This window comes from Duncaniella freteri, from assembly GCF_004766125.1.
In the GTDB taxonomy this organism is placed as follows: Bacteria; Bacteroidota; Bacteroidia; order Bacteroidales; family Muribaculaceae; genus Duncaniella; species Duncaniella freteri.
In genome coordinates this window covers 231,086-243,697 of sequence record NZ_SJSA01000002.1, presented here as the reverse complement: position 1 = coordinate 243,697, position 12,612 = coordinate 231,086, and the positions used below count along the sequence as shown (strand labels likewise).

The following is a 12,612-nucleotide window of genomic DNA, read 5'->3' as shown; positions in this document are numbered from 1 at the left end:
GTAATAAGTTTTAACTATATCAACCTTACAAGATAAAGTGAAGTTATTATTTCAGAATCAAGTTTCATGATTATATAACTTCTTTATATGGATAGAACAATCAAACCCTCAGAGATAAAGGCTGTTGTCGAAACCGCCTATAATAAGTATAAGGATTTCAAAGTAGCAGGGGCAGCCCCCGACCCACGTGTATCGGCAATGAATCCCGGGAAGATGAGCGTGTCGGTATGCCTGACGGACGGCACACGTTTCGGCTACGGTGACACCGAAGCTGCATTTGCCATAGGATCAATGATGCGCATACCTATGTACATACAGCTTTACAGCCAAATGAGCCCTCACGACCTTGTTCACAAGATGGGGAAATGTGGGATATCGTGCCACTCATCAAACGTTGAAAAGCCTACAGGACTACACGCCAAAAGCCTGCGTCTCGCAAGCCTAATCGAACCCACCGGCGACAGTGATGGTAAAATGGCAATACTATCCGACTTGATGATATCACTTATGGGCTCTTCACCGGTGCTGGACGATGCAATGTATAAGGCTAATGTCAAAGCCAATATCGATAACCGCATCGAAAACAGACTTGCAGAAGCAGGCTACGAACTATACGACAATGCAACTGTGGCAATTGACATAGTTAACAAACTAAATTCAATGCTGGTAACCACTGCACAGCTTGCAGAGATGGGTGCTACAATTGCATCCGACGGAATGAATCCGGCATCCCAAGAGCATGTGTTTGACAGCAAAATTTCTGAGTCAATTGTGGCCATGATAGCCGCAAAAGGACCAAAAAGCATAAGAAGACCATGGCTTATGATCACCGGAGTGCCAGCCATATCGAGCTTCGGCGGAGGCCTACTCGCTGTAATCCCCGGATTCGGAGCAATAGCCACATTCTCGCCTGAACTGGTCAACGGTACTATTCCATATAAGGCGGCATTTGCCATGAAAGAGATTGTGACTTCGCTCGATCTGAATGTATTCGCTTCATCCAGAGTGAGGGTGGCTGAATGAGCAATGAAAAAGTGATACACATATCACTTTAAGATCGATATCACCGCATCATTTTTACTGAGTTCAAGTAACTGGACCTAAAAATGATGCGGCTTTTATTTGGTCAGATTAACGATTCTTGGTAACTTTGTTTCAAATTTGAAAAGAATAAATCAACCGATGCTCGCAGATCGTGTATCAGACATTCTCAGCCTTACAGGACAGTCACTGAAAAGCCTTGTAAAACTTGCCATACAGTCGCAGCAACCATCCATAAAAAACTCTGACCATAATGGCAAGCGACTGATAATCCTTGGCAACGGACCGTCACTTGCCGACAATCTGGCAAACGATATGGACATACTGCTTTCCAACGACACCCTATCTGTTAATTTTGCCGCCAACACCCCCGAGTTCATAAGCCTCCGACCCAAATACTATCTGCTTATGGACCCGCATTTTTTTCAGAGTCCACCATCTGATCCTAATGTCACAAAACTCTTCCGAAACCTCAACAATGAGGTGGATTGGGACATGACATTATACCTTCCTGTAAAATACTCCGCAACATCCATAGGACTTAGCAATCCTCATATACATATCGAGAACTTCAATACAGTAGGTATCGACGGATTCAACAAGCTAAAAGATATAGCCTTTGACGCCGGAAGAGGACTCCCCCGCCCCCGCAACGTGCTCATCCCATCAATAATGGCAGGGATATGGGCAGGATATAAAGAAATAATACTTCTCGGAGCTGACCATAGCTGGCTCAAGACCCTTGAGGTAAATGACGACAACTATGTGGTGAGCATACAGCCTCATTTCTATAAAGACGGCGAGGAGGAACTCAAAAGGGTCGCAACCCTATACCGGGATATACATCTTCATGAACTCCTGCTAAGATTCCAGATTGCGTTTAAGAGCCATCACGAAGTCAAAAGATACGCCGATGCTCGCAATATAGAAATTTACAACGCAACACCAGGTTCGTACATAGATGCATTTCCACGCAAGGACCTAAGAACAATTACAGCATACAACAAGTGAGCACACACCATCAGCCTCACATTAAACCGCACAAATTAAGATTATGGAAATAGGCTCCAGGATTCCCGACATGCTCGGAATTGACCAGAACGGCAATGAAGTAAAATTAAGCGACTACCCCGGCCGTAGCATCGCACTATATTTCTATCCAAAGGACTCGACATCGGGCTGCACCGCCCAGGCATGCAACCTTCGCGATAACTATCAGGCACTCATCGATGCCGGATACCAGGTGATAGGTGTAAGCGTCGACAGCGCGGATTCCCACAAAAAGTTCATAGCCAAAAATTCACTCCCATTCCCACTCATAACCGATTCCGACCATAAACTCGTAAACGAATTTGGAGTATGGGGAGAAAAATCCATGTACGGACGCAAATATATGGGCACATTCCGCACCACTTTTATCATATCACCAGAGGGCACAGTCACTCGAATCATATCGCCAAAAGAAGTGAAGACCAAGAATCACGCCGAACAGATACTTAACACCCGATAATACTTAAAGAATAGGGAAAAGAGTTGAACAGTTAACGGAAAATGCCTACCTTTGCACCGTAATCTGAAACAACCTTTATGGATCTTTCCGGTAAGCAAGAAATTCTTGACAAGCGTTATCTGCGCATGGCGCGGATATGGGCTGAAAACTCCTATTGCGAACGTCGAAAGGTAGGTGCGCTTCTTGTGAAGGACCGCACCATCATTTCTGACGGTTTCAACGGCACCCCCGCAGGATTTGAAAACATCTGTGAGGATGCTGACGGTGTTACCAAAACCTACGTGTTACATGCCGAGGCAAATGCTATAACCAAGGTGGCTCGCTCCAATAATTCAAGCGAAGGAGCCACCCTGTATATCACCGCATCACCATGCCTGGATTGCGCCAAACTGATCATACAGGCGGGCATACGCAGAGTTGTATTCAACGAGCTCTATCGTATAACCGACGGAATCGACCTTCTCAACCGTGCAGGCATAGAATGTCGACACATACCTGATACTCATTAACATTAGTTTTTTAGACCCGCTCTAACACTCTTATGAACAATCGCCTTAAGAACCCCGGAGTCTGGATGCCCCTGGCACTGGCGTTAGCCCTTGTAGGAGGGATGTGGATAGGCAAAACCTTCTTCAACAACTACCACGGATGGGACTCCCGCTCAAAGCTTGACACCATCCTTGAGCTTATCAACAAGAATTACGTCGATGAAATCGACACGGACAGCATTCTTGAAGTTTCATTTCCAGAAATAATATCCCATCTCGATCCACACTCTGTATATATACCCGCATCAGATCTACAAAGTGTCAACGAAGAGCTTGAAGGCTCATTCTCAGGCATAGGCATATCATTCAATATGCTTGGCGACACCATCAACGTGCTTGAAGTGATATCCGGCGGACCGTCCGAAAAAGTGGGTATACTGCCTGGCGACCGTATCATCACTATCAACGATTCTCTTGTTGCAGGACAGAAATGGACTAACAGCAAAGTGATGAGCAATCTTCGAGGCCCCAAAGGCTCGACCGTGCGTCTCGGCATAAAAAGACCTACCGCCAAGGAGCTATTGCCATATGATGTGAAGCGCGATGACATACCTGTGACGTCAATCGATGCCTCCTACTTCATCGACGACGAAGTGGGATACATCAAGATCAATAAGTTCGGAGCCACAACCTACAGTGAGTTCCTTACATCCATGGTGACACTGATGGCTGACGGAGCTAAAAGATTCATAATCGACCTTCGCGGAAACGGAGGTGGATTCATGGACCATGCTGTACTTATGGCAAATGAGTTTCTTCCGTCAGGGAGCCCTATTGTAGCCATCAAAGGGAAAAACAGATCTCGCGACAATGCCACAATGAGCGATGGGTCAGGCTCTTTTAAAGATAAAGAATTAGTGGTGCTCCTTGACGAGATATCGGCAAGCGCAAGCGAGATCTTCGCCGGTGCCATGCAGGACAACGACCGCGGACTCATCATCGGACGCCGTTCATTCGGAAAAGGACTTGTCCAGAATCAGCTTGAGCTCCCTGACAGCAGCGCCCTCCGCCTCACAATAGCTCGCTACTACACCCCCTCAGGCAGATGCATCCAGAAAACATATGCCCCAGGAGTGGACTACGAGCGTGAACTGCTCAACCGTTTCGAGCATGGCGAGCTCTATAGCGCAGACTCCATCAAACAGGATAAGTCCCTTGAATTCACCACACTCCACGGCAGGACTGTATATGGCGGAGGCGGAATCACTCCCGACATATTCGTCCCAAACGATTCAACCGGAATCACATCCTATTATATAAATGTGATAAATGCTGGGCTCATACCGAAATACACCTTTGAATACACAGATGCAAACCGTGCAAACCTGTCAAAAAGCAAAGACGGCCATGAGCTCCTGACAATGCTGCCTGATGACGACACTCTACTCCAGAACTTCGTGAACTACGCACAGAAAAACGGAGTAGCACCACGGTGGTATTACATAAACCTTTCACGCGACCTGCTTGTTAATAGCTTAAAAGCAATGATTGCCCGCAACATACATGGCGTGCAGGGATACTACGAAGTGATGAACGATTCAGATCCGACTGTCCTTGCAGCACTTGAAGCCTTGAATTCAGGCAAATCAGCTTTCCCTATAACCGACAGCAACGCGAAGAAGGACAATGAATAAGGACGATATACGACGCAGGATCAAGGCCCGCAAAACTATGCTTGATGCAGCTGAAAAAAATTCAGCTGCTGAGAAAGTGTTCTCCATACTGGAAAAGACGGCAGCGTTCATGCTTGCCGACAGAATACTCATGTACCACTCTCTTCCTGACGAGCTATCAACCCATAAGTTCATAGACCGCTGGGCATCGAAGAAGCACTTCTATCTGCCACGTGTCAACGGTGTAAACCTCGACATACTCCCTTACGACGAGACTCGACTGTCATTAGGCTCATTTCAGATAGAGGAGCCTACAGGCGACGACACTACCGACATCAACGATATTGAACTGATAATAGTGCCAGCAGTCGCATACGACCGTCAAGGCAACCGCGTAGGCAGGGGCAAAGGGTATTATGACCGATTGCTTACAGGAAGCAAAGCCACAAAAATAGGGGTCGGCTACGACTTCCAGCTTATAGAAGAAGGCATAGACACCGACCCCCATGATGTACGCATGGATGTGGTGATAACCGAATCCCACCACATAGTCATCCGTCGGAAATAGAAAACTCTTTGTGCATATCCATAAACCGCTCCAGCGTATCAGGTGAGAACCTTTCCATCGACCTGATCACTCTGTCGAGCGGTTTTCTTTTCATATCTCCACCTTTTGAGTAAAACTTATCGGCATAACACACCAGTCGCTCAAGGGTACTCTCAGGGACATAATCTCCAATCGGTAACGGCAAACCCTGCTGACGGATATCGGCAGCAGTAATACCGGCTCCTGTGTGACGCTCCGCCACACGTGCATACTGTTCGCTCACCCCTTCCTTTCTCAGAAGTTCAGCCCCCAACACTCCATGCATTATATATGGCTCATCTCCGTCACAACCTATGTCAACAGCTGATGTCAGGAATATACCTATGTCATGAAGCATTGCCGCCTCGCGTATATCCTCAGGCGGCAATCTAAGACACTTCTTACATGCAATCTCAAGCGCGAGATCAGCCACCTGGCTACAATGGCGCATAAGTATTACCCGCCGGGAAGTCCCCGGCGGGTAATACTTATCTATGATTTCCTGATAGCTCAAAGCCATATGGGACCTTATTCGACAATGGTACACCATCCGTGCCTGTCCTCGATCTCTCCGAGTCGAATGGCATTAAGCGTCTCATACAGACGAGTGGTTATCGGACCTGGCTCTCCATTCTTTGACACCACATATTTCTTACCGGTGTCAAGATCGTCAATCTCACCTACCGGTGATGCAACGGCAGCTGTGCCGACAGCTGCTGCCTCATCTATATCGGCAAGCTCATCCACTGTGATGTGGCGACGCTCCACCTTTATACCCATATCTTCGGCAAGCTGCATAAGACTCTTGTTGGTTATGGAGGGAAGAATCGAATCGGAAGCCGGAGTGATGTACACACCATTCTTTATAGCCATAAAATTGGCCGGACCGCACTCGTCAAGATATTTCTTCTCTTTAGGATCGAGATAAAGGACAGCTGAGTATCCGAGCTCATGCGCATGCTCTCCAGCCGTGAGCGATGCAGCATAGTTTCCACCAACTTTCCACATGCCTGTACCGTTAGGTGCCACACGGTCATACTGTCGCATTATACATATATTGGTCGGCTTGAAGCCGGTCTTGAAGTAAGGGCCCACAGGAGTGACAAGAATCATAAACAGATATTCTTTGGCAGGCTTTACCCCTACCTGAGCCGAGATACCAAGTTCAATCGGACGAATGTAGAGAGACGCACCCGAACCATAAGGCGGGACAAAACGCTCATTAAGCTCAACTGCCTTGACCACCATCTCCCTGAATTTCTCTTCAGGGAGAGGCTCCATAAGGATCCCCTTTGCCGATTCCTGTAGACGACGGGCATTCTCCTCAAGACGGAAAATACGTATCTTGCCGTCTTTTCCACGGAAAGCCTTTAGCCCCTCGAAGATTTCCTGTCCGTAATGCAGACAGGTCGCCGCTATATGAAGATTGACTTCCTCACTCTGCGAAACTTCAATTTCGCCCCATTTGCCGTCACGGAAATAACACCGGACATTGTAATCTGTTGGGATGTAACCGAATGAAAGGTTACCCCAGTCTAATTCCTTATCCATAGTTCTGAATGAATATACGTTATATACTACAAATTTACACATTTTTATTATAATGATCAGTCATTTTGTGACATTTTTTAATGCAATCATATTTTTTCATTCTCTGCATCCAATTTATCAAGATAATATCACACTATTTAAAGAAAATAATCGTACCTTTGCACCTCGAAAACAACACCTCTCCTACCAAGCCTTAGGAAATAGTAAAAAAGATTGATATTCACTGATTTATGGAATGGTTAATTAACCTTATCGGTCCAGGTCACACAGAACTTGCCAGCACACTGGTACTGTATTCGTTTGTGATAGCGGCAGGGATCTTCCTGGGAAAGCTCAAGATAGGAGGCATCTCACTGGGAGTAACATTTGTACTTTTTGTAGGTATAATCATGGGGCATTTCGGATACATCGTGAATCCCGAAGTCCTCAAGTTTGTACGAGAATTCGGCCTCATTCTGTTCATCTTTGCAATCGGTATTCAGGTCGGCCCAGGATTTTTCTCCTCTTTCAAAAAAGGAGGAGTCCTTCTAAACGGTCTTGCCGTGTTGATCATCGCGCTGAATGTGGCTATCGTGCTTGCCATATTCTTCATTGACGGTGACACCAGCATCTCTGCACTCGTAGGTGTGATGTCGGGTGCTGTGACCAATACCCCAGGACTTGCGGCCGCCCAGCAGACTGCAGGCACCACCGAAGCCATCAACATCATGTCAATGGGTTATGCCGCCGCCTACCCTCTTGGCGTCATTGGCATTATACTCTCAATGCTTATCCTCAAAGCTGTGTACCGCATCAACATTGATGATGAGATCAGAAAGATTGAGGAAGAGATCGAAGGTTCACAGCAGAAACCGCTCGTTCTGTCGTTCGAAGTCACCAATAAGCTCATTAACGGAAAGACCCTTTATCAGCTGCACCAGATTCTCGAATGTGATTTTGTGGTGTCTCGACTTATGGGGGCGGACGGTAAAGTAGTAATTCCTACATCCAAAACAGAGCTTCATGTAGGGGATAAGATAATTGCAGTGCTAAGCCCTAACGATGAAATGAAATTCCAGGGAGTCATCGGTCACGAAATCCAGATGGACTGGGAAGATGTTCAGAGCACAGTAGTTTCTCGACGCATAGTTGTTACACAAAGTAAGTATAATGGTGTGGCACTCGGATCACTCCGTCTGCACACAGCCTATTCCCTCAACTGCACTCGTGTCAACCGAGCCGGTGTCGACCTGCTTGCATCACCTTCACTCAGGCTCCAGGTTGGCGACCGTCTCACAGTGGTAGGCGACCCCAACGATATAGAGCGGCTCGGCACCCGCCTCGGCAATTCGATGAAGCGTCTCAACCAGCCTAACCTTATCACTATTTTCGTAGGCATAATGTTCGGTATTATCGTTGGATCAATAAATGTGGGATTCGGGATGAAGCTCGGTCTTGCCGGTGGTCCATTGGTTGTCGCCATTCTTCTCAGCCGTTTCGGCTACAAGTTCAAACTTGTCACCTACACATCCTCTTCCGCATCTCTGCTCATGCGTGAACTCGGAATATGTCTGTTCCTTGCATCCGTAGGAATCTCTTCCGGAAAAGGATTTGCCGAAACAGTATTCAACACCACCGGAATGTGGTGGGTGATATGGGGCTTCATAATCACCATACTCCCTCTGATAATAGTATCGTTCATCGCACGCGGAGTATACAAAATCAATTATCTCACAATAATGGGACTTATCTCCGGAGGGTGCACCGATCCCCCTGCCCTCGCCTATGCAAACAACTCCACCGGCAGTGATGCTCCGGCAGTAGCCTATTCTACAGTCTACCCGCTGACAATGTTCCTCCGAGTGGTTTCTGCTCAGGCACTTATACTTTGCTTCTTCTAAGCAACGTTTCAAAATAATATATATACATCAAGAGCTCGTGTGTCACACGAGCTCTTTTCTGTTTAAGAATATATAATTTATTCTGATCACATGATTCCACGCTCACGAAGCTTGAGCTGCCATGCCCACGCCGAACGCATCGTATCGGCAAGCGAAGAAGAGGCTTTCCATCCGAGAACATCATTGGCATAAGCAGGATTCGCCCAAACCTTCTCGATATCTCCGGCACGACGACCTACTATCCTGTGAGGGACTTTTACTCCTGTTGCCTCCTCGAAAGTATTGATAAGTTCAAGGACCGACACACCATTACCTGTGCCGAGGTTGAAAGTCTCGATCTTGGCATCGCTCTTGTCGGTGAGCATACGCTCAACAGCTATGACATGAGCCTTTGCAAGATCAACCACATTGATATAATCACGTATGCATGATCCGTCAGGAGTATTATAGTCATCACCAAATACACTAAGTTCGCTACGTATACCTATTGCCGTCTGTGTGAGATAAGGGATCAGATTTTGGGGCACCCCATTAGGGAGTTCACCGATTTCAGCCGAGGGGTGCGCTCCAACCGGATTGAAGTACCGAAGTATAACACTCTTGAACGGAGCTCCCGCATTTATCACATCCGTGATAATCTCTTCGGAGATCTGCTTGGTATTGCCATAAGGTGATGTGGCTTTCTTAATTGGAGCTGCCTCTGTCACAGGGTTCTCATCTGGCTCACCATAAACGGTACATGAGGAAGAGAACACTATGCCTTTGACCCCGTTTGGTCCCATGAGGTCCAAAAGATTGAGGAGGGTGTTCAGATTGTTGCGGTAATAAAGTATAGGCTTTTGCACACTCTCACCCACCGCCTTGGAGGCAGCAAAGTTAATAATGCCTTTGATATCAGGATAGTCGGCAAAAAGTGCTTTGACCGTATTTATGTCAGTGCAATCACCTTTTACGAAATCAGGACGCACTCCTGTTATTCGCTCAATTCCGTCCACAACATCGGCACTTGAATTGGACAGGTTGTCAATTATAACCACAGGATACCCTGCCTGCTGAAGCTCTACTACTGTATGAGATCCAATGTAACCGGTCCCTCCGGTCACAAGGATGCGATCTTTTTTAATAGTCATATTTTTGTGATTGTGTGGTATGCTGCTATACTGATGTATCGGGATGATAGGTCCCTATATGCCTTTTTTTCTTCTCTTCGAATATCTCGGAGATAGCAAAGAATATACCGCTCTCCTCCACATTGCCGAACTCATCATTTATAGCAGTCCCAAACATTTTCATTGTCGGCGACAGGCTCATATAAGAATTCACGAGAGGAGGTATGTTGAATCCATGATTGCGCACCTCATGATTTAATATCTTATAATCATCCTTAAAGGAGTTTCCAGTAAACAGGCTCTCCATCGTCGCGATGTCAATTGATGTGTCAAGAGCGTGTATCGGACGCACAAGACAGTCTGGATCTGGGAAATGCTTCTGAAGGAAATACAATATCATATCGCGGCATTTACGGTCATAGCCGGGATACATAGTCATCTTTCCGAACAGATATTTTATCTCCGGATGCACCACTGTAAGAGCACCGAGTCCGTCCCACAGGTTGTCAAGGGCAAAAAGTGCTTTGGCTCCTGCCTGGGATGATTGATAGTTAAGACGGACAAACGAACGTCCAAGCTCAATGGTCTGTGGAAGAAACTCAGAAATAAATCTGTCCGAAAAACGGAACATATGGCTTGTAGCTATACGCGGACATCCCGACTCATCCATTCGGATATCGCTACCTTTAATATAACGGTATCCACCGAGGATCAACCGTGACTGAGGGTCCCATACAACAAGCTGACGGCACGGAGGGTCCATCATATCGAACTCATCGATATCCACACTCTTGCCGGTACCTCCGCCAGCGGCTCTGAATGATTCCTCTCGCAGTCTGCCTACTTCCTGCATTGCTGACGGACACTCACGTCCGTCAAAAGTATAAATGAGATTTCCTCCTTTATTGGACGGTCGCAACAAGCGGTCGGGAGTGAGCTCTCTTTCTATAAGTTCAGGAGCAATCGGATCTATGATGGGGTGTGTCATATACTATTTTTGACAAGGCAATTGATACACTATTGATCTCAGCCGATCAGCTTGCAGTTCAGCATTCCTACCACCTTCAAGCGACCGCCAGGATATTGGGGAGCCGAACGTCACAGTGAAATGAGAACCTTCGCTGAGGAATATCTCTTTCGGAAGGCGTATCATCTCAATATTGAAACGAAGCCCCAACCGAGACCTAAGATGTGCAAATTTATAAAAAAACTGTGAATTTTCACCACTAAAATGTACAGGAATTATATCCCTGTGCGATGAAATGGCCTTAACTACTGCCATCTTGCGCCATGGCATATCGGCAATCACCCCTCCCTGCCTACGCCTGGACACCAGTCCGGCAGGGAACATGAGTATAGGTGAATCACCATCAAAAGCCCTGTCTATCCTCTCGACACTCGCACGAGACTGGGTGCCATGCTTGTTGACACCAAGGAATATCGGACGTAAAGGCTCTACAAAATCAAGCAGATCATTGACCACAAACTTCGCATCAGCCTCCTTTCCATAAACGTCCTCGGCTACACACGCAAGCACCAGACCGTCAAGTCCACCCAACGGATGATTTGAAACAAGTATCACACGCCTGTCCTTTCCATCGGGGATATTACCAGCCAAAGAGTAACTGACCGACAGATCTTTAATGACTCCCCGGGCAAAATCAGCACCCTCACATTGGGCATTATGTTCAAGAAGCGTGTTCAGTCGGTCCTGACATATGATACGCTCAAGCCATCTTACCGCCCACCCCGGGATATACCGGTAATGGCGGGGAGCCCTTTGCCTAAGTACATTCCCGACATCAATCCTCATCATTATATGTCACCGTTTTGCACCGCCACAGATCCATCGGCATCTGCGGAAACAGATGCCTTAGCATCATTCTCACTTACAATCCCGACAAAAGCCTGCCATAAAGGATCGGCAGGGAGCGGAGCGGCAACATCAATCAATTTTCCCGACACAGGATGCTCAAACCTTACTCTATGAGCCTGTAGAGATATCGATCCGTCAGGATTTGATCTCTTGTCACCATATTTAAGATCACCTTTCACCGGACATCCTATGGAGGATAGCTGCACTCGTATCTGATGCTTTCTTCCTGTCTCAAGGTTCACTTCAAGCAGATGATAACGGTCAGACGCCCCAAGATAGCGATATGACAAGGCTGCCTCCTTTGCCCCATTGCGTGGAGTGGAGGAAATATAGCTCTTGTTATTCTTTTCGACCGAATAAATATATCCGGTCAGTCTCTCAGAGTCCTTCGGAGGATGATTTCGGCTCAATGCAAGATAAGTCTTGTCGACCTTTCCGTCACGAAACATTTCATTCATACGTGCCAGTGCTTTGGAAGTCTTTGCAAAAACGACAACACCTCCTACCGGACGGTCGAGACGATGGACTACCCCACAAAACACATTGCCCGGCTTAGAATATTTCTCCTTTATCCAATGCTTCAGGGTCTCTACGAGCGGCTCATCACCAGTCTTGTCACCCTGCACAATTTCCCCGGGAGCCTTATTGACTATGATTATATGATTATCTTCGTATAGTATCTCCATATTTACTTTTTTCTAAGGCAAAGTTAATCTTTTTTGAGCAAAAATAGCGTGTTATTGGTGAAATGTTTGGTGACAGCGACATTTATTAACGATTATGATACATTATAAAACGGGCTCTTATGGAAGTTGTTCATAACTTTGCGAACGATATATTTAACCAAAACCAATATAAACCAATCAATGAATCTACGTTTCTTTCTAACATTTACACC

At 46.6% G+C, this 12,612-nt stretch carries 13 protein-coding genes; 7 read left to right on the top strand and 6 right to left on the bottom strand.

The genetic code is table 11. The features are described from left to right. Window positions 1–87: 87 nt before the first annotated feature. From EZ315_RS10960 to EZ315_RS10935, 6 genes are all read left to right on the top strand, one after another. Window positions 88–1,023, top strand: coding sequence for a glutaminase (locus EZ315_RS10960; RefSeq protein WP_135472118.1), 936 nt, complete (start codon window positions 88–90; stop codon window positions 1,021–1,023). 138 nt (window positions 1,024–1,161) lie between these two features. Continuing rightward, window positions 1,162–2,052 (top strand): hypothetical protein, encoded by an 891-nt coding sequence (locus EZ315_RS10955; protein WP_135472117.1) that lies wholly within the window; start codon window positions 1,162–1,164, stop codon window positions 2,050–2,052. A gap of 43 nt (window positions 2,053–2,095) precedes the next feature. Continuing rightward, window positions 2,096–2,551, top strand: a complete 456-nt coding sequence (gene bcp, locus EZ315_RS10950; RefSeq protein ID WP_135472116.1) for a thioredoxin-dependent thiol peroxidase — start codon at window positions 2,096–2,098, stop codon at window positions 2,549–2,551. 77 nt (window positions 2,552–2,628) lie between these two features. Continuing rightward, window positions 2,629–3,060 carry a deoxycytidylate deaminase gene (locus EZ315_RS10945; protein ID WP_135472115.1) on the top strand — a complete coding sequence of 144 codons (432 nt, stop codon included), beginning with the start codon at window positions 2,629–2,631 and terminating at the stop codon, window positions 3,058–3,060. A gap of 32 nt (window positions 3,061–3,092) precedes the next feature. Continuing rightward, window positions 3,093–4,733 carry a S41 family peptidase gene (locus EZ315_RS10940; RefSeq protein WP_135472114.1) on the top strand — a complete coding sequence of 547 codons (1,641 nt, stop codon included), beginning with the start codon at window positions 3,093–3,095 and terminating at the stop codon, window positions 4,731–4,733. After that, a complete protein-coding gene (locus EZ315_RS10935; RefSeq protein ID WP_135472113.1) occupies window positions 4,726–5,280 on the top strand; it encodes a 5-formyltetrahydrofolate cyclo-ligase in 555 nt (184 codons plus the stop codon). Before EZ315_RS10940 ends, EZ315_RS10935 begins: the two co-directional genes overlap by 8 nt. Here EZ315_RS10935 and EZ315_RS10930 read toward each other — a convergent pair. Together EZ315_RS10930 and EZ315_RS10925 are read right to left on the bottom strand one after the other, a co-directional pair. Further along, window positions 5,264–5,749: an HDIG domain-containing metalloprotein gene (locus EZ315_RS10930; protein WP_289769896.1), complete on the bottom strand. Its 486-nt coding sequence runs from the start codon at window positions 5,747–5,749 to the stop codon at window positions 5,264–5,266. The two genes, EZ315_RS10935 and EZ315_RS10930, sit on opposite strands and share 17 nt — an antisense overlap. A gap of 77 nt (window positions 5,750–5,826) precedes the next feature. Next, window positions 5,827–6,849 carry a branched-chain amino acid aminotransferase gene (locus EZ315_RS10925; protein WP_135472111.1) on the bottom strand — a complete coding sequence of 341 codons (1,023 nt, stop codon included), beginning with the start codon at window positions 6,847–6,849 and terminating at the stop codon, window positions 5,827–5,829. A gap of 230 nt (window positions 6,850–7,079) precedes the next feature. On the opposite strand from EZ315_RS10925, the gene EZ315_RS10920 reads away from it, so the two are divergent. Continuing rightward, window positions 7,080–8,729 carry a putative transporter gene (locus tag EZ315_RS10920; RefSeq protein ID WP_135472110.1) on the top strand — a complete coding sequence of 550 codons (1,650 nt, stop codon included), beginning with the start codon at window positions 7,080–7,082 and terminating at the stop codon, window positions 8,727–8,729. Between the two features lie 86 nt (window positions 8,730–8,815). Here the strand turns inward: EZ315_RS10920 and galE are convergent, their stop codons facing one another. Genes galE through EZ315_RS10900 form a run of 4 tightly spaced genes read right to left on the bottom strand, consistent with a single transcriptional unit; the run spans window position 8,816 to window position 12,400 of the window. After that, entirely contained in the window at window positions 8,816–9,859 is a 1,044-nt protein-coding gene (gene galE, locus EZ315_RS10915) for a UDP-glucose 4-epimerase GalE (RefSeq protein WP_135472109.1), read from the bottom strand. Between the two features lie 25 nt (window positions 9,860–9,884). Next, window positions 9,885–10,826 carry a GNAT family N-acetyltransferase gene (locus tag EZ315_RS10910; protein ID WP_135472108.1) on the bottom strand — a complete coding sequence of 314 codons (942 nt, stop codon included), beginning with the start codon at window positions 10,824–10,826 and terminating at the stop codon, window positions 9,885–9,887. A 3-nt stretch (window positions 10,827–10,829) separates the two neighbouring features. Continuing rightward, entirely contained in the window at window positions 10,830–11,654 is an 825-nt protein-coding gene (locus EZ315_RS10905; protein WP_135472107.1) for a 1-acyl-sn-glycerol-3-phosphate acyltransferase, read from the bottom strand. After that, on the bottom strand, window positions 11,654–12,400 hold the full coding sequence (locus tag EZ315_RS10900) for an RluA family pseudouridine synthase (protein ID WP_135472106.1): 747 nt from the start codon (window positions 12,398–12,400) through the stop codon (window positions 11,654–11,656). Before EZ315_RS10900 ends, EZ315_RS10905 begins: the two co-directional genes overlap by 1 nt. Window positions 12,401–12,612: the final 212 nt, after the last annotated feature.